The following is a 21,272-nucleotide window of genomic DNA, read 5'->3' as shown; positions in this document are numbered from 1 at the left end:
ACACACCCAGCGGCCCGCCGGCCCGAGCGGCGGGCCGCTGTACTGTTCACCCGAGACACCCGGCGGGGCCACTCGACCGTTCCGGTACCACAGGGGCACAGGCGCCCCCGCCACTGCCACCGTCACTTGACGCAAGCACCGGCAATGGGTTGCATACGCTCTGTGAACGCGCACCCCGCTCCAACTGCCCGTCCTTGTACGTCCAGTACGCCGCCCGCGTCGCACCGCGGGATCCGCACCGGCGAGCTTTCCGGGGCAGGAGGCGCCGCGCCGTGGATCCGGTGATCGTCGTCGGTGCGGGGCCCGTGGGACTCGCGCTGTCGCTCGCCCTCGCGCGGCAGGGTGTGCCGTCCGTGGTGCTCGACGAGGGCCCCGGCAAGGATGAACAGCGGCCCGCCCGCACCGTCGTTCTGCGCGAGGACACCGCCGCGTTCGCCGAGCGGATCGCCGGCACGCCCTTCGACGCGCTCGGCGCCCGGTGGTCGGGCTGGCGCTCCATGCGCCGCAGGCAGGAGATGCGCGCGGTCACCTTCGGTCCTGAGCTGCCCGCCCCGCTGCATGTCGCCCAGCACGAACTGACCGGCGCGCTGCGCGAGGCCGTCCGGCGCGAACGGCTGATCAAGGTCGCCGTCGACAGCCGCCTCGACTCGATCGAGGAGGAGCGCACCGGTCTCACGGCACACACCCGCGGGCCCAAGGGCACGTGGTGGCGCGGCAGTTACCTGGTCGGCTGCGACGGGCCCCGTTCGACCGTGCGCAAGCTGCTCGACATCCGGTTCCCGGGCCGAACCGCGGTCGAGCGACACGCCGTGGCCGCGCTGCGGACGGAACTTCCGTGGCCCGGTGAGGCGTTGCTCCATCGGAACCCGCCGTGGCGTACCTCGGGGCCGACGGGCGCGGAGGCCGTGGCCCGCCCCCTCCCCGGCGGCGTCTGGCGCCTGGACTGGCTGCTGCCGCCCCGCAGCGACCTGGTCACCCCGGAGGTGCTCGTGGCACGGGTCCGGGAGACGCTCGCGGGGTGGTGCGGCGGCTCCACCCCGCCGTACGAACTCCTGGACACCGGCGTCCACACGGTCCACCACCGGCTGGCCCGACGCTGGCGCGTGGGCCGCGTCTTCCTCGCCGGGGACGCGGCACATCTGCTGGGCGCGCTCGGCACCCAGGGCCTGGACGAGGGGCTGCGCGACGCCGACAACCTGGCCTGGAAACTCGCTCTGGCCTGGCACGACGGCTCCCGCCGGGTGTCCGACTCGCTGCTCGACAGCTACCAGGCCGAGCGCCGTGCGGTCGTCGCCGGCCGGCTGCGCGCCGCCGACCAGGCGCTGCCGATACTGCGCGGCGGAAAGGGGCTGCGCTCCTACGTCCCCGGGTCCGCGCGCGGTCACGACGCGCTGCTCACGGACGGACATCTGGGGCTCGGCGTCCTCGGCGCGGCGGGAACGTACGCCGATTCCCCGCTCACTCCCCCGCGTACGGAGTCGCTGGCCGAGGTCGGCACGCCGGTCGCCGCGCCGGTGGCCGACGTGGAGGTGACCGATCCCGAGGGCTCGTTCGTACGTCTGCGCGACCGGCTCGGCCTCGGACGGCTGCTCGTCCTTCTCGTCGCTCCCGGCACCGGGGTGTGGGAGCGCAAGCACTGGATGTCGGCCGGTCTGATGCCCGGCCTCGCGGCCGCGGTCACGGCGCTGCCGCACGAGGCGGAGCTCCTGGTCGCGGAGAGCTACCCCGGCGCCGCCGCGCACACCGTGCTCCTGATCCGCCCCGACGGCCACCTGGTCACGGCGTTGAGCGGGGTGCAGCCCACAGAGCTCCGCGAAGCGGCCCGCATCGCCCTGGCCACCCCACCGCAACACGACGACGAGCCGTCCACCGGCCCGGCCGCCACGAAGCCGGGAGACCGCGCCCGGGAGTGAGAGCCGCGCGGGGCGGGACTTCGGAGCCGGTCCGACGGCGACAGGCGGGTGCGCCGGGCCTCCGGCGGGCCCGACCGGCATCCGGGAGTGGGGGGATGCCTTGGGCCGGGGGCATGGGCGCGGGACGGCAGCTCATCCACTCCACGCCGACAGCCCGCCCGCTCCACCAGGAGCAGCGAGCGAGGCCGCGCCCGACCCCGGTCCGCGAGAGGCGGGACGGCAGCACACGGCGGGTGGCGGCACAGGCGGCGACCGACAGGCGCGGCAAACGCACGCTGCGGCCGACCGGCTCTCAGCCGTCCCCGAAGCCCAGGTCCTCCGTCTCCTCGCCCTCGCCCTCCAGCGCCTGTCGCACCACTCTGAGCGCCATCCCCTCCGGATACCCCTTGCGGGCGAGCATGCCCGCAAGGCGCCGCAGGCGCTTGTCGCGGTCGAGGCCGCGCGTGGAGCGGAGCTTGCGGGCGACGAGTTCGCGCGCCGTCTCCTCCTCCTGCTCGGCGTCGAGCTGCCCGACCGCCTCGTCGATCACCGTGGAGTCCACACCTTTGGTGCGGAGCTCTCTGGCGAGCGCCCGCCGGGCCAGCCCCCTGCCGTGGTGCCGGGACTCCACCCACGCGTCGGCGAAGGCACTGTCGTTGATGAGGCCGACCTCCTCGAACCGTGACAGCACTTCCTCGGCGACCTCGTCGGGGATGTCGCGCTTGCGCAGAGCTTCGGCGAGCTGGCTGCGCGTGCGCGGGGTCCCGGTGAGCAGACGCAGACAGATGTTCCGCGCCCGCTCCGCCGGGTCCCCGGACGGCTCCCCTCGCTCGGCCCTCGACGAGGGAGGGGAACCGTCGTCCTGTGACGCCCGGGATCCGTCGCCGAACCCGCCCCGGCGCCGCCCCCCGCGCGCTCCGGAGCCGCGCGCACGTCCACCGCGGCGCGGCCGGTCCGCCACGCCGTCCCCCGGTTCGACGTCGTGCCCGGCCTGCCCGTAAGGGGCGTCGTCGTACGCCCGGCCGCCTCCGCGCCCTTGCCTCTCGGGGGCTTCGGGACGGGCGTCGTACTCGGCCCACTCGGTTCGTCGCGTCACGGACTAGCTCTTGGCCGCCGCGGCCTTGGACTTGCCGCCCTTGGGAGCGGGCACCGCCTTGGCCGCGTCCTCAGCGGGGGTCGTGGCCGCCGCGTCCGCGCCCAGCTCGTCGCCCGGCTCCTCCGGGCGGACACCGACGCCCAGCTTCTCCTTGATCTTCTTCTCGATCTCGTTGGCCAGGTCGGGGTTGTCCTTCAGGAAATTGCGCGCGTTCTCCTTGCCCTGGCCGAGCTGGTCGCCCTCGTACGTGTACCAGGCGCCGGCCTTGCGGACGAAGCCGTGCTCCACGCCCATGTCGATCAGGCCGCCCTCACGGGAGATGCCCTGCCCGTAGAGGATGTCGAACTCGGCCTGCTTGAAGGGCGGCGCGACCTTGTTCTTGACGACCTTGCAGCGGGTGCGGTTGCCGACCGCCTCCGTGCCGTCCTTCAGGGTCTCGATACGACGGATGTCGATACGCACCGAGGCGTAGAACTTCAGCGCGCGGCCACCGGTCGTGGTCTCAGGGCTGTTGTGCACCATCACGCCGTCGACGAAGTAGTTGTGCGTACCGTCGACCTCGATGTCGAACTTCTTCATCGAGCGAGTCTGCGGCTTGACGTGGACGTCCAGGATCCGCGAGGCAACCAGTCGCTCAGTGGCGTCGGTGAACTGGGGCTTGATCGAGAACCGCCCGCGGAAGCGGGGCAGCAGCTTGTACTCCATCGACGGATGCACGTACGGCGCGATCACCTCCTGGAATCGCGCACTGGCCTCGGTACTGAACTGGAGGACCGAGACACCGCGGCTGCCGCTGACGCGCACCTCTACATCGAGCCCGTGCGTGTCGCGGAGGTAGTCGACAATGCGCTCGCGAGATCCCGGGCTCATTGCCTCGACACAGATTTCAATGCGCCCGGACCCGCCCTCGGTATGCCCCTGCAGTCCCTTGGAGCGGAGGGTGAGGCTGCCGTCGTCCATGTACCAGACAGCCAGGGCGAGCGGAGTGAGCGCCTTCAGGTGCTCCCAGGTGATGTGCTTCTTGCCGTCGCCGAAGTAGACGACCTCCCGGAGTTCGTCCAGTTCGGGAAGCGGGGTGAAGTCAGCGAAGACATGCCCCTTGTCATTCGTCGTTCGCGAGACGGGGATGTTTCCGAGCAGGGAGACCTTCCAGTCCAAGTACTCGGCCTGCCTCTCCCCGTGCCCCATTCGGAAGCGGACCCCGCTGCGGTCCCTACGATTGGGCGAGAGGTCCCCGTCACCCATGAGGGAGCCGAACACGACCTGTTCCTGCTGTTCGCTGAGGAGTTTGGGCTCGGTGATCAGCACTCGGTCTCCGGCGATGAGCTCACCGGCCTCACGCCATCCGCCCGGGGTGCGGATCAAGTGGTTCTCCGTCGCGGCGAACTGGGCGCGTCCGTTCTTGCCGGACTTGGCGACGGTGAACTGGAGGAACCGCTCGGCGTTGCCGTTGTCGAACCAGTTGGTGATACGGCGCGGCACGACACGGTCGGTTTCCGGGTCGTAGGAGAGGACCTCGACGTCCATCTTCTCGTTGACGATCTTGCCGATCTTCTCCTGCGAGCCGTCGGCAAGAGTGACCCTGGTCGAGTAGCTGAAGCACCCGAACATCACGCCGATCTTCTCGCGGAGCTGGTTGATGAAGATCGCGGTGGTCTTGGACTGGTTGAGCGCGCTGGTGATCTTCCGCAGCGCCTGGCTCATCAGACGGGCCTGAAGGCCGACGTGGCTGTCGCCCATCTCGCCCTCGATCTCCGCGCGCGGCACGAGCGCGGCGACGGAGTCGATGACGATGAGGTCGAGGGCGCCGGAGCGGACCAGCATGTCCACGATCTCCAGGGCCTGCTCGCCGTTGTCCGGCTGGGAGAGGATCAGGTTGTCTACGTCGACACCGAGCTTCTTCGCGTACTCGGGGTCGAGCGCGTGCTCGGCGTCGACGAAGGCGACCGATCCGCCGGCCCTCTGGGCGTTGGCCACGGCGTGCAGGGTCAGGGTCGTCTTACCGGAGGACTCCGGACCGTAGATCTCCACCACACGGCCGCGCGGCAGGCCGCCGACGCCCAGCGCCACGTCGAGCGCGGTCGAGCCGGTCGAGATGACCTCGATGGGCTCCTGGGTCCGGTCGCCCATGCGCATGACCGCGCCCTTGCCGAATTGCCGTTCAATCTGCGCGAGCGCGGCGTCGAGCGCCTTCTCGCGGTCGGTTCCTGCCATGGGTTCCACCCGGTTTGCTTGATTCGATCGCTTCACGTCAAAGACGCTAACGCCTGCCACTGACAATCGGCCCCGACGCCCGTCCGCCTGTGGATAACTCGAGGCCCCTCGCCCGGCCACCCTCTCCGAATCCCTTGTAATCCCTGGGAAGAGAGCCCCTGGACACCCCATGAGAATGGATGTTCGATTTTTGTGTCAAGCGCGCCACGCGACCGCGCCGCGCCCCCGTCGGGCCCTGCTCCCCGCGTCGTACGGCCGGTGTCTTCGCCCGGACGACGACCCCGTGGGCCGCCGCGGCGAACCTTGGCTTCATGGACACTCCCGCACACCGAGCCCCGCTCACCGGCACCGAGCGCGTGTGCCACACGGTCGCAGTGGTGCTGGTCACCTCCGGGCTCTTCCACCTCATCGTCTTCGCCGTCGACGGCGGACCGTGGGACGGCCCCGTCTCCTGGCGCAAGCCGTTCACCTTCGGTGTCTCCTTCGGGCTGACCCTCATGGCCCTCACCTGGGTGACGTCCTACCTGCGGACCGGGGCGCGGCCACGCAGCGTCCTGCTCATGGTGTTCGCGGCGGACTGCGTCCTGGAGGTCGGCGGCATCACACTCCAAGCGTGGCGCAAGGTGCCGTCGCACCTCGACATGGAGACGCCCTTCGACTCCGCCGTCTCGATGTCGCTCTCGGTGGGCGGCGGCGTCCTGGTCGTCCTGCTCACGTCCTTCGCCGTCAGCGCCTTCCGGAACCGGCCGGGCGGCCCCGTGGGAATGCCGTCGGCCATCCGCGCGGGATTCGCCCTGCTGCTGGTCGCCCTCGCGTCCGGCGCCGCGATGATCGCGCGCGGTGTGGTCCTCGCGCGGACCGGGCACCAGGAGGCGGCCTACCGCTCGACGGCCCCGCTCAAGCCGCTGCACGGAGTCAGCCTGCACGCCGTTCTCGTGCTGCCGCTCCTGGCGTGGTCGCTGTCGCACACCTCGTGGAGCGACCGCACCAAGGGGCGCGTGGTGTTGGCGGCTGTCGGGTGCTGCACGGCCGCCGTCGTCGCGACCGGGCTCCGCGCCGCCCTGACCTACTGACTGCCGGGCTCACCGGTGCGCCGCCGACGGCCGTGCACCCGGGGATCGTCGGTGACGTCGTACCGCTTCACGTACGCGCCCAGGAACGCCTGCAGCGTCGCCACCGCCGGGATCGCGATGAGCGCTCCCACCGCGCCGAGCAGCGCGGTGCCCGCGATGACCGCCCCGAAGGCGACCGCCGGATGGATGTCCACCGACTTCGCGGTCAGCTTCGGCTGCAGCATGTAGTTCTCGAACTGCTGGTAGACGACGACGAAGCCGAGCACCCACACCGCGTACCAGGGGTCCACGGTGAAGGCGACCAGCATCGGCAGGGCGCCGGCCAGATAGGTGCCGATGGTCGGGATGAACTGGGAGACCAGGCCCACCCACATGCCGAGCACGGGCGCGTAGGGCACGCCGAGCGCCTGGAGCAGGATGTAGTGCGCGATCCCGGAGATCAGCGCCATCAGGCCACGCGAGTACAGATAGCCGCCCGTCTTGTCGACGGCGATCTCCCAGGCGCGCAGGACCTCGGCCTGTTTGGCGGGTGGCAGCACCGAGCACAGGGCGCGCCGCAGCCGCGGCCCGTCGGCGGCGAAGTAGAACGAGAACAGCAGGACCGTGAGCAGCTGGAAGAGCCCGCCGAGCACCTGGGCCGAGACGTCCAGGACACCGGTCGCGCTGTTCTGGACGTACCTCTGGAGCCAGTCCGAGTGCAGCACGCTGTCCTGGACCGCGAGTCGGTTGAGGTCGGTGTGGAAGGTCTGGTTGATCCAGTTGATGACCTGGTCGAGATATTTCGGGAAGCTGTCGAACATGTCGACGATCTGACCCGCGAGCATCGAACCGAGCAGCACCATGAAGCCCAGGCCCGCGATGGTGACGGCGAGAAAGACCAGAGCGGTGGCCAGGCCACGCCGCATGCCGCGCGCCGCCATCCAGCTCACGGCCGGTTCCACGGCGAGCGCCAGGAAGAACGCGATCAATATGTTGATCAGCAGTCCGGTCAGCTGATGGAAGGCCCAGCTGCCCAGTTGGAAGCAGGCCACCAGGGCCAGGGCAAGGACCATGGCGCGTGGCAGCCAGCGCGGCATCCCCGCACGCGGACGGACCGGCTGACCCGGTGATCGCTCGGACGGTGTGCCGCCGGACGGTGCGGCGTCGCCCACCGTCTGGTCGCCCGCCGCCTGAAGGTTCTCGTCTGCCGTTGCCACGGAGCCAGTCTCGCCCACACCGCCCGCAAACGGCGCCTGCCCCTGTTCCGCCACCTTGTTCAGCGCTTCGCGGCCGGGACGTCCATCGTGGCGCACACCACACGCCAGACGTCCTTCGCCTCCCAGCCCGCGTCGAGCGCCTCATGAACCGTGCGCCCGCCGAGGCCCGCCATCACGTGATCGCGCGCGAACGTGTCGGCGTACCCGGACCCGAAGTGATCCGCCATTCGCTGCCAGAAGACCGTCAACCGCATGACACCAGTATCCCGCTCCTGAGGGTGCGACCCGTCCGAGCGGCTTGCCCGTGACGCATTCCGCTCTAGGTTCGGTGCATGGCCGAAAACGGAGCTTCCCCACTCCCCTCGTCAACGTCGGCGCACTCCCCGCTCTCGCGCGCCGAGGCGTTCATCTGGTCGACCGCGCGCGTGCTGGAACAGCGCCGCTTCGAGTACCACTTCCTGGGTGGTACGCGCGCGGCGGCCGATGCCGTCGAGACCGCCCTGGACGCGTACCGCAACGCCGACGGCGGCTACGGACACGCCCTGGAACCCGATCTGCGCGGTCCGGTCAGCCAGCCGCTGCACACCGCTCACGCGCTGCGTGTCCTGGACTCGATCGGACGGTGCTCGGGCCAGCGCGTGGAGCGCGTGTGCCGCTACCTCACCTCCGTGTCGACCTCGGAGGGTGCCCTTCCGGCGGTGCATCCCAGCCAGCGCGGCTATCCGTGCGCGCCCTTCGTGCCGGTCGTGGACGATCCGCCGGGCGAGCTGCTCGCCACGGGCCCGGTCGTAGGTGTGCTGCACCGCAACGAGGTGTGGCACGCCTGGCTGTTCCGGGCCACGGATTTCTGCTGGTCCGCCATCGAGTCGCTGACGACGTCCCACCCGTACGAGGTCGAGGCGGCCGTCGCCTTCCTGGACGGAGTGCCCGACCGCTCACGCGCGCGTGCGGCCGCGGACCGGCTCGGCCGCCTGGTGCGCGAGCAGCGCCTGGCGGTGCTCGACCCGGAGCACGAGGACGACTTCCCGCTCGCACCCGGGTACGCCCCCGGCGAGTACCACTTCCCGTACGACTACGCGCGGGCGCCCGAGTCGCTCGCGCGCTCCTGGTTCACCGACGAGGAGATGGCGCGCGCCCTCGACCACCTGCGGAGCGAGCAACAGGAGGACGGGGGCTGGCCGGTGCGCTGGCGCCGGTGGGCGCCCGGCGCGGCTCTCGAGGCACGCCCCATGGTGACCGTCGAGGCGCTGCGCACCCTGCGCGCGTACGGGCGCGAGCTGTAGCGCCTCCTCGGCGGCGTGCGGGGCGGGAGAGCCGTGCCGCCTCACCCGGTCAGAGCACGCGCCCCCGCGGTCACCAGCACGGCGGCCCCGACGACCACCAGGAAGGGTGCCCGCAGCACCAGGGCGACGGCCGCCGCTGCGAGCCCGACGGCCCTGGCGTCCAGGACGGGCGTGCGCCCGTCGGCGAACGCCTGCTGGGCGGTGAGCGCGGCGAGCAGCGCGACGGGCAACAGTGCCGCCAGGCGCTGCACCGCGGGTCGTTCGAGGGTCTCGGCGGGCACGAGCAGGCCGATGAGCTTGACCGCGTAACACCCCACCGCGGTCAGCGCGACGGCGGTCCAGATGTTCATCGGTTCCCCTCCTTCTTGAGGGTGTCGGCGGCGCCGCGACGCCGCCCGTCCGCGTACAGGACGAGGGGCGCGGACAGGGCGGCCGCGAGGACGGGGACCCCTGCGGGCAGCACCGGCAGGAGTCCGAGTCCCAGGACGACGGCGAGCCCCGCGACGACACGCTCCACCGTCGTCTTGAGCATCGGCGCGAGAAGCGCCAGGAACACGGCGGGCGAGGCGGCGTCGATCCCCCAGGCGTCCGTGTCGCCGAGCTTTTCGGCCCCCAGGGCACCGAGGAGTGTGGTCAGGTTCCACAGGACGTACAGGGTGAGGCCGGTGACGGTGAATCCGATGCGTGCGCCGCGCCGCGTCGGCTGGGCCAGGGCGACGGCCGACGTCTCGTCGATGACCCAGTGCGCGGCGAGGGGCCGCACCGCGCGCGGGAGCGCGAGCAACTGCGAAAGGCGCAGCCCGTAGAACGCGTTGCGCACACCGAGGAAGAAGGCCCCCGCCGCCGCTGTGAACGGATTGCCGCCCGCGGCGAGCGCGCCGACGAGCGCGAACTGGGACGCCCCGGTGAAGACCAGGAGGCTGAGCGCGCAGGTCTGCGGGGTGCTGAGGCCGCTGCCCGCCGAGGTCACTCCGAACGCGAGCCCGGACAGGCCGACGGCCACTCCGACGCCGAGTGCGTCACGGACGACGGCGGCGTCCGGCCGTCGCCCCGCTCCGGTGCGTCTGTCACCGTCTCTCGCCGCCGCGGGTGTGTCCCCGGGCGGGGGTGTGTCGCTGGGTATGGTCTGTTCTGCCACGTCGAGGACGCTACAGAGCTCCCCGCGCCGGGTTCTTGTACGTTCTTGCGGCCTCGCCGGTAGACGCCCGGGGGCACACCGACGATCTTGGTGAAGTGCCGGTTGAGGTGGGGTTGGTCGCTGAATCCGACGGCCAGAGCCACTTCGGCGGGCGCGCCGCCCGCCTCCAGGAGGCGTCGGGCGGCGCGGACCCTCGCGTCGGTGAGCCATGTGTGCGGCGGCATGCCGTAGGCGTCGCGGAAGGCGCGCAGGAGCGCGAACGGGCTGGTGTCGAGCTCGGTGGCGAGGGCGTCGAGGGACGGTGGGTCCGCCATGCGGTCCTGGAGGACGTCACGCGCGCGTGCCGCGGTGACGGCGCCTGCCGAGCGGCGCGGCCGGTGCCCGAGCGCCGTGCCGTGGGCGAGCAGCAGCCGGGCGAGGACGACCCGCAGCAGACTGCCGGCGGCCAGTGCGTTCCCCTGTTCGGCCGCCCGGTGCACGCCCCTGATCAGGTCCGAGGCGTGCGGGTCGGTGACGAGCGGTTCGGCGAAGCCCGCGGTGCCGCGGATCGTGGTGGTCTCGGCGGCGATCTCCGCGACGACCTCCGCGGACGGGTAGAGCGTGGCGTAGGACCAGCCGTCGGGGACGCCCGCGCGCGCCGTGTGCGCCACCTCCGGGTTGATCATCACGACGCTTCCGGGACCCGCGCGCAGAGTGCCGCACGGCAGGCCGACCTCCTCGACGCCCCCGGTGACGGCGCCGAGGACGTACCCGTCGTGGCTGTGCCGCGGGAAGGTGTGCCGCAGGTAGCGGGCGCGCAGCAGGTCGAGCCCCGGCAGCCGCTCGTGCTGCCAGTGCCGTGCCCATTCCCCGCCGTCCGCCACGCCTGTGATTCTGCGCCATGGCAGCGCGATCAACCAGTGGTTTTCGCAGGTCAAAGCCGTTGTCAGTGGGCGGGTGCAGGATGGAGGCATGGTCAGGTCCAGGCAGGAGGGCCCCGGCGCAGGGGACACCCGCGCAGCCCTCGACAGCTTCGCCCCCGCGACCCGCGGCTGGTTCACGGGGGCCTTCGACGCGCCCACATCCGCGCAGGCCGGAGCCTGGCGGGCGATCGACGAGGGCTCCGACGTACTGGTCGTCGCGCCGACCGGCTCGGGCAAGACACTCGCCGCGTTCCTGGCCGCACTCGACCGGCTCACGTCGACGCCGCCCCCCGCCGACCCGAAGAAGCGCTGCCGCGTCCTGTACGTGTCGCCGCTGAAGGCGCTGGCGGTCGATGTGGAGCGCAACCTGCGCAGTCCGCTGACGGGCATCCGCCAGGAGGCCGTCCGCCTCGGGCAGCCCGAGCCCGAGGTGAGGGTCGGCATCCGTTCCGGCGACACCCCGGCCGCCGAGCGCCGCGCGCTGGCCACCCGCCCGCCGGACATTCTGATCACGACGCCGGAGTCGCTGTTCCTGATGTTGACGTCGGCGGTGCGGGACGCGCTGACCGGTATCGAGACGGTGATCCTCGACGAGGTGCACGCGGTCGCCGGCACCAAACGCGGTGCGCACCTGGCGCTGTCCCTGGAGCGCCTGGACGAGCTGCTGCCCCGCCCCGCCCGTCGCATCGGCCTGTCGGCGACGGTCCGCCCCGTCGGCGAAGTGGCTCGCTATCTGTCGCCGCGGCGCAGGGTCGAGATCGTCCAGCCGCCGTCCGGCAAGGAGTTCGACCTGTCCGTCGTCGTCCCGGTCGAGGACCTCGGGGAGCTGGGCGGCTCGCCGGTCGCCGATTCCGGGCAGGAGGCCGAGCGACCGTCGATCTGGCCGCATGTGGAGGAGCGCATCGCGAACCTCATCGAGGCGCACCGTTCGACGATCGTGTTCGCCAACTCCCGCCGCCTCGCGGAGCGGTTGTGCAACAGGCTGAACGAGATCGCGTACGAGCGGGCCACCGGCGAGCCTCTGCCGGAGGACCATGCGCCCGCGGAGCTGATGGGCGGCTCCGGTGCCGCCAGGGGCGCACCGACCGTCATCGCACGCGCCCACCACGGCTCGGTCTCCAAGGAGCAGCGCGCCTTGGTCGAGGAGGATCTCAAGGCGGGCCGCCTGCCCGCGGTCGTCGCCACGTCGAGCCTCGAACTCGGCATCGACATGGGCGCCGTCGACCTGGTCGTCCAGGTGGAGTCGCCGCCGTCGGTGGCTTCCGGGCTCCAGCGGGTGGGGCGCGCGGGGCACCAGGTGGGCGCGGTCTCCACGGGGGTGGTGTTCCCGAAGTACCGGGGCGACCTGGTGCAGTGCGCGGTCGTGACGGAGCGCATGCGATCCGGCGCCATCGAGTCCCTGCACGTCCCCGCGAACCCTCTGGACGTGCTCGCCCAGCAGCTCGTCGCGATGACGGCCATGGACACCTGGCAGGTGGACGACCTGCTCGCCCTGGTGCGCCGCGCCGCCCCGTTCGCCTCGCTGCCCGAGTCGGCGTTCACCGGTGTCCTCGACATGCTGGCCGGGCGCTACCCCTCCGACGCCTTCGCCGAGTTGCGCCCACGGGTGGTGTGGGACCGCGTGGCGGGCACGGTCACGGGCCGCCCCGGGGCACAGCGTCTGGCCGTCACCTCGGGCGGCACGATTCCCGACCGCGGCCTGTTCGGCGTGTTCCTCGCGGGAGCCGACCCGAAGAAGGGCGGCGGCCGGGTGGGGGAGCTCGACGAGGAGATGGTGTACGAGTCACGCGTCGGGGACGTGTTCACGCTCGGCACCAGTTCGTGGCGGATCGAGGACATCACACGCGACCGCGTGCTCGTCTCCCCCGCCCCCGGCGTTCCCGGACGGCTCCCGTTCTGGAAGGGCGACCAGCTGGGACGACCGCTCGAACTGGGCCGGGCGCTGGGCGCGTTCCTCCGTGAGATCGGCTCCCTGACGCCAAAGGACGCCCGTCTGCGCCTGACATCGGCGGGCCTGGACGCCTGGGCGGCCGACAATGTGCTGGCGTATCTGGCCGAGCAGCGCGAGGCATGCGGCCATGTCCCGGACGACCGCACCATCGTCGTCGAGCGCTTCCGGGACGAACTCGGCGACTGGCGGGTCGTCGTCCACTCCCCCTTCGGCGCCCAGGTCCACGCGCCCTGGGCGCTCGCGCTGGGCGCACGGCTGAGCGAGAAGTACGGCATGGACGCCCAGGCGATGCACGCCGACGACGGCATCGTGCTGCGGCTGCCCGACGCCGACCTGATGGGCCTGGACCTGCTCGACCAGGAGCCGGCCGGCCAGAACCCGTTCGGCGACTCCGGGCAGCCTCCCGTCGCCGCCGACGACGTCGTCTTCGACAAGGCTGACGTCGACCGCCTCGTCACCGACCAGGTCGGCGGCTCCGCCCTGTTCGCCTCCCGGTTCCGCGAGTGCGCGGCGCGCGCGCTGCTGTTGCCGCGGCGCAGCCCCGGCAAGCGCACTCCGCTGTGGCAGCAGCGCCAGCGGGCTTCCCAACTGCTAGAGGTCGCGAGCGAGTTCGGCTCGTTCCCGATCGTCCTGGAGGCGATCCGGGAGTGTCTCCAGGACGTCTTCGACGTGCCAGGGCTCGCCGAGCTGATGGGCGACATCGAGTCGCGCAAGGTCCGCCTCGTCGAGGTCACCACCCCGGAGGCGTCTCCCTTCGCCCGCTCGCTCCTGTTCGGCTATGTGGCCCAGTTCCTCTACGAGGGCGACTCGCCGCTGGCCGAGCGCCGTGCGGCCGCGCTCTCCCTGGACTCCCGCCTTCTGTCCGAACTGCTCGGCCAGGCGGAGTTGCGCGAGCTGCTCGACGCGGACGTCCTGGTCGAACTCGAGCGGGAGTTGCAGTGGCTCACCGAGGACCGGCGTGTCAAGGACGCCGAGGGTGTCGCGGACCTGCTGCGGCTCCTGGGGCCGCTCACCGACGGCGAGTTGGCCGAGCGCGGCGCACGGCCAGGCTGGGCCGACGAGCTCGCCGGTGCCCGGCGCGCGATCCGCGTCCGTCTCGCCGGTGCCGACCGCTGGGCCGCCGTCGAGGACGCGGGCCGCCTGCGCGACGCGCTCGGCACCGCCCTCCCCGTGGGCGTGCCCGAGGCCTTCACGGAGCCCGTCAAGGACCCGCTCGGCGACCTCCTGGCCCGTTTCGCCCGCACGCACGGGCCCTTCACCTCGGCGCAGGCGGCCGACCGCTTCGGCCTCGGCATCGCGGTCGTCGAGGGCGCCCTGCGCCGCCTGGCCGCCGACGGGCGGGTGGTACCGGGCGAGTTCCGCCCGTCGGGCGCGGCGCCGGATCCCGCGAGCGACGCGTCCGGCACGGCGCCTGAGCACGCCGGCCCGAGCCATGAATGGTGCGACGCCACGGTGCTGCGCCGCCTGCGCCGCCGCTCCCTGGCCGCGCTGCGCCATGAGCTGGAACCGGTGCCACCCGCCACGCTCGCCCAGTTCCTGCCCGCGTGGCAGCACGTGGGCGGCCATGGGCTGCGCGGGGTCGACGGCCTGGTCCGCGCCGTCGAGCAACTGCAGGGCGCGTCGGTTCCCGCCTCGGCCCTGGAGAAGCTCGTCCTGCCCTCCCGCGTCCACGGCTACGCACCGGCCATGCTGGACGAACTCACCGCGTCCGGCGAAGTGCTGTGGGCAGGGGCCGGCTCGCTGCCCGGCAAGGACGGCTGGGTGAGTCTCTATCTGGCCGACGCGGCCCCACTGCTCCTTCCGCCCCCGTACGCGCTGGAGACGACCCCGCTCCACCAGTCCGTCCTGGCGACGCTCTCCGGGGGGTACGGCCTGTTCTTCCGCCAGATCGCCGATCAGGTCCGGGCCACCACGCACCCCGAGGCCACCGACCCGCAGCTGGCCGACGCGGTGTGGGAGCTGGCCTGGTCGGGGCGGCTCACGAACGACACGCTGGCCCCCATGCGCTCCCTCCTGGGCTCCGGCCGCACCGCGGGTTCCACCGCCCACCGCGCCCGCAGAGCCGTGCCGCGCGGCCGCTACGGCAGCCTCAGCGCGGCGGCACGCGGAGCGTCGCGCACCGGCCCGCCCACCGTCGCGGGGCGCTGGTCCCTGCTGCCCGCCGCGGAGCCCGACCCGACGGTGCGCGCCCACGCCCTCGCCCGCACTCTGCTCGACCGGCACGGCGTGGTGACCCGGGGCGCCGTCGCGGCCGAGGGCGTCGAAGGTGGCTTCGCGGCGACGTACCGCGTCCTGTCCGCCTTCGAGGAGAGCGGGCAGGCGCGGCGCGGCTATGTCGTCGAGGGGCTCGGCGCCGCCCAGTTCGCGATGGACGGTGCCGTGGACCGGCTGCGCGCCGCGGCGAACGCACGGGACCGTGGCGCGCCCCCGCCCGACCCGTACGCCCCGGCCGACACGCCCGCCGCGAGGTCCGGCGGAGCGCGGGCCGTGCTCCTGGCGGCCGCCGACCCCGCGAACGCGTACGGTGCGGCGCTGCCGTGGCCCGAGTCGGCGACCGGAGCGGGGCACAAGCCGGGCCGCAAGGCCGGTTCCCTGGTGGTGCTGGTCGACGGAGAGCTCACGCTCTACATGGAGCGCGGCGGCAAGACGCTCCTGGCCTGGCCCGCCACCGGGAGACCCGCGGGGCGCGTGTCGGCCACCGACCTGCCCGACGCCCCGGCGCACCGCTCCGGCGACCCGACCACGGCCGACGTCGCGGACGATCCCCGCCTGCCGGCCGCCGCCGAGTGCCTCGCCGAGGCGGCGCGCTCGGGCGCCCTGGGGACCATCACCGTCGAGCGGATCAACGGGGTGGCGGCGCTCACCTCCCCGTACGCCCCTCTCCTGGAAGGAGCCGGTTTCCACGCGACACCGCGCGGCCTGCGTCTGCGCGCCTGAGGCCGGCCGCCCGCCACCCCGGGGGCACAGCCCCGCACGCCGCGCCTCACGCGTGCCTACCCTGGAGCCATGCCCGAAGGTGACACCGTCCTGCAGGTGGCGAGGCGCCTGCACAGTGCTCTCGCGGGAGCGGTGCTGACACGGTCCGATCTGCGCGTTCCGCGGTTCGCCACGGCGGATCTGACCGGTCGCGCCGTGCTGGACGTCACCCCGCGCGGCAAACACCTGCTCACCCGTGTCGAAGGCGGGCTCACGCTCCACTCGCATCTGCGCATGGACGGCGCCTGGAAGATCTACGCGCCCGGCGAGCGCTGGCGCGGTGGCCCCGCCCACCAGATCCGCGTGGTTCTGGGGAACGCGCGCCATACGGCCGTCGGGTACCGGCTGCCCGTTGTCGAGCTGGTGCGGACGGCGGACGAGCCCGAGATCGTCGGCCACCTCGGCCCCGACCTGCTCGGCCCCGACTGGGACCCCGAGACCGCCCGGAACAACCTCCTGGCGGACCCGGCCCGGCCGCTCGGAGACGCCCTGCTCGACCAGCGCAACCTCGCCGGTATCGGCAACGTGTACAAGTCCGAACTCTGCTTCCTCGCCCGGGTCACGCCCTGGCTCCCGGTCGGCGAGCTGCCGCCGGACGCAGCCGAGCGGCTTCCGGTCCTCGCGCACAGACTCCTCGATGCCAACCGGAACCGGCCGATCCGCGTCACCACGGGCCGCGCCCGGCCGGGTGAGGGCCTGTACGTGTACGGGCGGGCGCGCCGTCCCTGCCTGCGCTGTCACACGCCGATCCGCGCGGCCGAGCAGGGCGACGGCACTCGCGGGCGCCCCACGTACTGGTGCCCGACGTGCCAGTCGGGACCGTCCCCGGCGCTCTGATCCACCCCCCAGACCAATTGACGGGGCGTCAGAAACACTCGTACGGTCCTCGCATGCCCGTCAAGGCGTACGACCTCACCGGACGCACCGCATTCATCACCGGCGCCGCGAGCGGCATCGGGCGCGCTTCGGCCGTGCTGCTCGCCGAGGCCGGTGCCACCGTGCACTGCGCCGACCGCGATGCGCAGGGCCTCGACGAGACCGCGGGGCTGGTCGAGCGGCAGGGTGGCACGGCCCACCTGCACACCCTGGACGTCTCCGACCGCACCCAGGTCGCCGACGCCGTGGCGGCCGCCGCGGCCACCAGTCCCGGCGGCACGCTCGACGTCATGGCCGCCGTCGCCGGGATCATGCACAGCAGCCCGGTCCTGGAGACTCGGGACGAGGACCTCGACCGCGTCCTGGCGGTCAACTTCAAGGGGATTGTGTACGCATGCCAGGAGGGGGCACGCACGATGATCGCAGCGGGCACCCGGGGCAGCATCGTCACCATGGCCTCAGGCGCCGTCGACACAGGTGGGCCCGGTCTGCTCTGCTACGGCGCGGCCAAGGCGGCCGTCGTACAGCTCACCAAGACGCTCGCCACAGAGATGGGCCCGCACGGCATCCGGGTGAACGCGGTCGCCCCCGGCTGGATCCGGACGCCGATGACGTCCCGCCACGACGCGGACGCCCAGGCGCACACGGAGGCGCTGATGGTACGGATGGCGCCGCTCGGCAGGGTCGGCGAGCCCGAGGACGTCGCCCAGGCGGTGCTCCACCTCGCCTCGGACGCCGCCGCGTTCACGACGGGCCAGATCCTCCGCCCGAACGGCGGCGTCGCCATGCCGTGGTGAATGCCGTGGTGATCTTTCCCCACAGCCCACCCGTCAGCTCACGCGCCGCCCGCACGGCCCGGGTCCGCACCCGTCGCGCGCCGTGATGCCCCGGGGCGCCCGCGACGCCCACGGCGCGCGCCTTCGGCAGGGCGTGCACCGGCAGCAGGCTCAGCCCCCATCCCCCGGCCGCCACCGCCCCCTCGAACGCCCCGGCGTCCGGCACGAACGCCAGCCGCACGACCGCCCACCACCAGAGTCCCCCGGCCACCAGGGCCACCACGCAGCGCACCACGCGTCGCACATGCCCCGTCACCGGTCATCCACCTCCTCCACCTCCCCGCCCGACCGCCCCGGCCGGCTCCCACGCCAGGAGGAACCGATCAGGCCCGGCAGGGCGCATCCAGGCGCCCTGCCCTCCCCCGCGGCACACCCGGCGCCCCCGCGGAACGCCCTACGCCCCCACGGCACGGCCCGCGCCCGCTGCCACCCCCTGCCCTCAGCTCAGCGTTCCGCGTTCTCCGCCTGGAACATCCAGTGGTGCTTTTCGAGGTCGGCCGTGATCCCGATGAAGATGTCCTGGCTCACCGGGTCCGCGTCCCCGGTCGCCGCGACCCTCTCCCGCATCCGCGTGATCACCGCTCCGAGTGCGTCCACGAGCGTCCCGACCGCGTCCCCGTCCTTCACCCAGCCCTCGGCCACCGCCCCGACACCGCTCGTGGCGGCGACCGTCTTCGCACGTCCGTCCGGGGGAACGCCGAGCGCGGAGGCCCGTTCCGCCACGGTGTCGGAGTGCTGGCGGGCCGTGTCCACGACCTCGTCGAGCTGGAGGTGCACCGATCGGAACCGCGGCCCCACGACGTTCCAGTGCACCTGTTTGGCCACCAGGGACAGATCCACGAGGTCCACCAGGGCGCCCTGCAAGGCCCCGGCCACGGTCTTCAGATCGGTGTCGGACAACGGGCTCTTCACGACGTACATGCAGCACCTCCGAAGGAAAGATCTTCACCCACGATGACACAACGGGATGAATGTCACACTCGGGTGGTGAACGTCGGGTGTGGGCGCGCGAGGTCCGGGTGGAGGGCACGGGTGGTCAGCTGCCCCGGAACGCAGGAGTCCCGGCCAAATCCTCTCGGACCGGGCCGGGACTCACTTTCCCTGGGCAGCCGTTACGCCGCTACGACGCCGACCGCCTCGGCAGGTGCCTTGATCGTCACACGCTCCGGCGGGACACCGGCCACGGAGACGGAATTGAGCATCGGGCGGACCGGTGCCGGCACCGGTTCGGACGGGACGGCCGCTGCCGACTCGGCCAGCTCGGCGAGGGAGAGCTCGTCGCTCACCTCTCGCATCAGCTCGGACATCCGTACGTCAAGCGCGTCGCAGATCGCGGAGAGCAGCTCGGAGGAAGCCTCCTTCTGCCCCCGCTCCACCTCGGAGAGATAGCCGAGCGAGACTCGGGCGGACGAGGAGACTTCGCGCAGAGTACGGCCCTGGCGCTGGCGCTGCCGACGCAGCACGTCACCCAACAGGCGACGGAGCAGAATCATCGGTGGCTCCCTCCTCGGACCGCGTAGCCGCATCCTTCACGCCCCACCGTACCGCCTTGTGCCGCGGCCGTGCGGGGAGCGATGTCGTGTTCACTCAGGGCTGCAAACATCAAAACCCCCCGTTCTGTTCCGTATCCTGTGCCCGCGCATTCTCTTCCGGTTCGCCGGAACCCTCTCCGACCAGCTCTTCCTTGAGCAGTCCGAGCACGCTCCGTACACTCTCCCTACGAATTTCCGCGCGCTCGCCGTTCAACCGCAGTTCGACCACTTTGCGGCTACCAGCGAAATCCGTTGCGAGATCAGATTCGCTCATACCGAGACTTTCCAGACTTCTCGGGCCTCGCGGGCTCTCCGGCCCCGCCGGCCCCCGCACCGCCACGAAGACCGTTCCCACCGGCTGTCCGTCCTGCGGGTCGGGGCCGGCGACCCCGGTCGTGGCGATCCCCCAGTCGGCGCCGAGCGCCTCGCGCACCCCGTCCGCCATCTCCAGCGCCACCTCCGGGTGGACGGGCCCGTGCGCGGCGAGCAGCTCCGCGTCCACCCCGAGCAGCCGATGCTTGAGCTCCGTCGCGTACGCGGTGACGGAGCCTCGGAATGCCTTCGAGGCTCCGGGCACCTCCACCAGCGTCGCGGCCACGAGCCCGCCGGTCAGCGACTCGGCGACGGCCAGTGTCTGGCCCCGCTCGGTCAGCAGCCGCAGCACCTCAGCCGCCTCGTACGTCACTTCTCGGCCGCCTCCGAACGGGCGACCGTGTCCGCACCCTCGGCCGCCCGCGCGCGGGCCTGAGCGGAGGTCTGCGCCGCCGCCCGAGCCTCCTCCAGGCCCCGGCGTCGCAGCACGATCGCCTGCCGTACGTAGTCGAGCCCGGTGACCACGGTCAGGACGACGGCCACCGCCATCACCCAGAACCGCAGCGTCGCGAGCGGCCCGGTCAGCGCGAGGACGTACATGCCGACGGCCGTGCCCTGCGCGAGCGTCTTCATCTTGCCGCCACGGCTGGCCGGAATGACCCCGTAGCGGATCACCACGAAGCGCAACAGGGTGATACCGAGTTCACGCCCCAGGATCACTCCGGTCACCCACCACGGCAGATCGTGCAGCGACGAGAGACAGACCAGCGCCGCGCCCATGATGGCCTTGTCGGCGATCGGGTCGGCGATCTTCCCGAAATCGGTGACCAGGTTGTACGTGCGAGCGAGATGCCCGTCGAAGACGTCCGTGATCATGGCGACGGCGAACGCCGCCCAGGCCCACGCCCGCCACACCGGGTCGTATCCGCCGCCCTCCAGCATGAGCACGACGAACCCGGGCACGAGCAGCAGCCGCACCATGGTGAGGATGTTGGCGATGTTCCACAGGCCGGCCTGGTCGACGGCGGCCGCACCCAGCTTGCCGCCGGGGGCCGGCTTGCCGGTCCCGCCCGCGGCGGACGCCGGGACTCCGGTCATCTGCCCGCCTCCTCAGCACCGCCCAGCGGTTCGGCCACGAGGTCGACGCCCTCTGACCCGACCACCTTTGCCTCGACCATACGGCCGACGCCCGGCACGGCGCCGCCCGTGAGCCGCACCTGGCCGTCCGTCTCGGGCGCCTGGTGGGCCGCGCGCCCGACCACGCCGTCGCCGCCGTCGGTGGTGTCCACGGTCTCGACGAGTACGCTCACGGTCTCGCCGAGACGGTCCTCGGCGCGCTGCGAGACCAGTTGCTCGGCCAGCCGTGACACGCGCGCGAGCCGCTCGGCGACCACGTCCTCGTCGAGCTTGGTCTCGTACGTGGCCGCCTCCGTGCCCTCCTCGTCGGAGTAGCCGAAGACACCGATGGCGTCCAGGCGCGCGCCGTTCAGGAAGCGCTCGAGCTCGGCCAGGTCGTCCTCGCTCTCGCCGGGGAAGCCGACGATGAAGTTCGAGCGGACGCCGGCCTGCGGGGCCTTGCTCCGAATGGTGTCGAGCAGTTCCAGGAACCGGTCGGTGTCGCCGAAGCGCCGCATGGCACGCAGCACCCCGGGCGCGGAGTGCTGGAAGGAGAGGTCGAAGTACGGGGCGACCTTGTCGGTCCCGGTCAGGACGTCGATCAGGCCGGGCCGCATCTCGGCGGGCTGCAGGTAGCTGACGCGCACCCGCTCGATCCCGTCGACGTCGGCGAGCTCGGGCAGCAGCGATTCCAAAAGACGGATGTCGCCCAGGTCCTTGCCGTACGAGGTGTTGTTCTCGGAGACCAGCATGATCTCCTTGACCCCCTGCTCGGCCAGCCACCGTGTCTCGTTCAGGACGTCGCTGGGGCGGCGCGAGATGAAGGAGCCGCGGAACGACGGGATGGCGCAGAACGAGCAGCGGCGGTCGCAGCCGGAG

18 protein-coding genes and 3 pseudogenes are annotated in these 21,272 nt (G+C 72.3%); 6 read left to right on the top strand and 15 right to left on the bottom strand.

From position 1 onward, the window contains the following. Positions 1-272: 272 nt before the first annotated feature. Positions 273-1,913 carry an FAD-dependent monooxygenase gene (locus tag OFY01_RS12205; protein ID WP_266599138.1) on the top strand — a complete coding sequence of 547 codons (1,641 nt, stop codon included), beginning with the start codon at positions 273-275 and terminating at the stop codon, positions 1,911-1,913. A 292-nt stretch (positions 1,914-2,205) separates the two neighbouring features. Here OFY01_RS12205 and recX read toward each other — a convergent pair whose 3' ends face one another. The 4 genes and pseudogenes from recX to recA all read right to left on the bottom strand — a co-directional run. Next, complete coding sequence (recX, locus tag OFY01_RS12200; RefSeq protein ID WP_266599137.1) at positions 2,206-2,988, bottom strand: recombination regulator RecX; 783 nt, start codon at positions 2,986-2,988, stop codon at positions 2,206-2,208. Between the two features lie 3 nt (positions 2,989-2,991). Beyond that, positions 2,992-3,567 carry a hypothetical protein gene (locus tag OFY01_RS32395; protein WP_407700331.1) on the bottom strand — a complete coding sequence of 192 codons (576 nt, stop codon included), beginning with the start codon at positions 3,565-3,567 and terminating at the stop codon, positions 2,992-2,994. Positions 3,568-3,738: 171 nt separating this feature from the next. Then, positions 3,739-4,599 (bottom strand): annotated as a pseudogene (locus tag OFY01_RS32550) (intein-containing recombinase RecA); the annotation flags it as partial. Continuing rightward, positions 4,591-5,202 (bottom strand): annotated as a pseudogene (recA, locus tag OFY01_RS32385) (recombinase RecA); the annotation flags it as partial. The pseudogenes OFY01_RS32550 and recA, both read right to left, overlap by 9 nt. A 311-nt stretch (positions 5,203-5,513) precedes the next feature. On the opposite strand from recA, the gene OFY01_RS12190 reads away from it, so the two are divergent. Further along, on the top strand, positions 5,514-6,275 hold the full coding sequence (locus OFY01_RS12190) for a hypothetical protein (protein WP_266599134.1): 762 nt from the start codon (positions 5,514-5,516) through the stop codon (positions 6,273-6,275). Here the strand turns inward: OFY01_RS12190 and OFY01_RS12185 are convergent. Then, entirely contained in the window at positions 6,269-7,351 is a 1,083-nt protein-coding gene (locus OFY01_RS12185; protein WP_323135503.1) for an AI-2E family transporter, read from the bottom strand. The two genes, OFY01_RS12190 and OFY01_RS12185, sit on opposite strands and share 7 nt — an antisense overlap. Before the next feature lie 179 nt (positions 7,352-7,530). Next, positions 7,531-7,725, bottom strand: coding sequence for a DUF3046 domain-containing protein (locus tag OFY01_RS12180; RefSeq protein WP_266599130.1), 195 nt, complete (start codon positions 7,723-7,725; stop codon positions 7,531-7,533). 78 nt (positions 7,726-7,803) lie between these two features. Between OFY01_RS12180 and OFY01_RS12175 the strand changes: the two genes are divergently transcribed. Next, positions 7,804-8,754: a hypothetical protein gene (locus OFY01_RS12175; RefSeq protein ID WP_266599128.1), complete on the top strand. Its 951-nt coding sequence runs from the start codon at positions 7,804-7,806 to the stop codon at positions 8,752-8,754. A 41-nt stretch (positions 8,755-8,795) separates the two neighbouring features. Here OFY01_RS12175 and OFY01_RS12170 read toward each other — a convergent pair whose 3' ends face one another. The 3 genes and pseudogenes from OFY01_RS12170 to OFY01_RS12160 all read right to left on the bottom strand — a co-directional run. Beyond that, positions 8,796-9,104 (bottom strand): AzlD domain-containing protein, encoded by a 309-nt coding sequence (locus OFY01_RS12170; protein ID WP_266599126.1) that lies wholly within the window; start codon positions 9,102-9,104, stop codon positions 8,796-8,798. Further along, positions 9,101-9,892: an AzlC family ABC transporter permease gene (locus OFY01_RS12165; protein WP_323135502.1), complete on the bottom strand. Its 792-nt coding sequence runs from the start codon at positions 9,890-9,892 to the stop codon at positions 9,101-9,103. The genes OFY01_RS12170 and OFY01_RS12165 overlap by 4 nt, the downstream gene beginning before the upstream one ends. A 113-nt stretch (positions 9,893-10,005) precedes the next feature. Next, a pseudogene (locus tag OFY01_RS12160) lies at positions 10,006-10,845 on the bottom strand (AraC family transcriptional regulator); the annotation flags it as partial. Between OFY01_RS12160 and OFY01_RS12155 the strand changes: the two are divergent. The 3 genes from OFY01_RS12155 to OFY01_RS12145 all read left to right on the top strand — a co-directional run bounded on the left by OFY01_RS12155 (position 10,844) and on the right by OFY01_RS12145 (position 17,394). Beyond that, positions 10,844-15,682 carry an ATP-dependent helicase gene (locus OFY01_RS12155; RefSeq protein ID WP_266599121.1) on the top strand — a complete coding sequence of 1,613 codons (4,839 nt, stop codon included), beginning with the start codon at positions 10,844-10,846 and terminating at the stop codon, positions 15,680-15,682. The pseudogene OFY01_RS12160 and the gene OFY01_RS12155 sit on opposite strands and share 2 nt — an antisense overlap. 69 nt (positions 15,683-15,751) lie before the next feature. Beyond that, positions 15,752-16,558 carry an Fpg/Nei family DNA glycosylase gene (locus OFY01_RS12150; RefSeq protein WP_266599119.1) on the top strand — a complete coding sequence of 269 codons (807 nt, stop codon included), beginning with the start codon at positions 15,752-15,754 and terminating at the stop codon, positions 16,556-16,558. 53 nt (positions 16,559-16,611) lie between these two features. Beyond that, positions 16,612-17,394: an SDR family NAD(P)-dependent oxidoreductase gene (locus OFY01_RS12145; protein WP_266599117.1), complete on the top strand. Its 783-nt coding sequence runs from the start codon at positions 16,612-16,614 to the stop codon at positions 17,392-17,394. Here OFY01_RS12145 and OFY01_RS12140 read toward each other — a convergent pair. The 6 genes from OFY01_RS12140 to OFY01_RS12115 all read right to left on the bottom strand — a co-directional run. Further along, entirely contained in the window at positions 17,342-17,689 is a 348-nt protein-coding gene (locus OFY01_RS12140; RefSeq protein ID WP_266599115.1) for a hypothetical protein, read from the bottom strand. The two genes, OFY01_RS12145 and OFY01_RS12140, sit on opposite strands and share 53 nt — an antisense overlap. Before the next feature lie 188 nt (positions 17,690-17,877). After that, positions 17,878-18,354, bottom strand: a complete 477-nt coding sequence (locus OFY01_RS12135) for a Dps family protein (RefSeq protein WP_266599113.1) — start codon at positions 18,352-18,354, stop codon at positions 17,878-17,880. Between the two features lie 191 nt (positions 18,355-18,545). After that, complete coding sequence (locus tag OFY01_RS12130) at positions 18,546-18,926, bottom strand: helix-turn-helix domain-containing protein (protein ID WP_266599112.1); 381 nt, start codon at positions 18,924-18,926, stop codon at positions 18,546-18,548. 109 nt (positions 18,927-19,035) lie between these two features. Further along, on the bottom strand, positions 19,036-19,650 hold the full coding sequence (locus OFY01_RS12125) for a CinA family protein (RefSeq protein ID WP_266599111.1): 615 nt from the start codon (positions 19,648-19,650) through the stop codon (positions 19,036-19,038). Next, positions 19,647-20,375 (bottom strand): CDP-diacylglycerol--glycerol-3-phosphate 3-phosphatidyltransferase, encoded by a 729-nt coding sequence (gene pgsA / locus OFY01_RS12120; RefSeq protein ID WP_266599110.1) that lies wholly within the window; start codon positions 20,373-20,375, stop codon positions 19,647-19,649. The genes OFY01_RS12125 and pgsA overlap by 4 nt, the downstream gene beginning before the upstream one ends. Continuing rightward, a partial coding sequence (locus tag OFY01_RS12115) for a MiaB/RimO family radical SAM methylthiotransferase (RefSeq protein ID WP_266599109.1) occupies positions 20,372-21,272 on the bottom strand: 901 nt, incomplete at its 5' end. The genes OFY01_RS12115 and pgsA, both read right to left, overlap by 4 nt.

It is taken from the genome of Streptomyces beihaiensis (assembly GCF_026274175.1).
Classification (GTDB): domain Bacteria; phylum Actinomycetota; class Actinomycetes; order Streptomycetales; family Streptomycetaceae; genus Streptomyces; species Streptomyces beihaiensis.
Note: the sequence above shows the minus strand (reverse complement) of the source record. Positions and strands in the feature narration are given on the sequence as shown.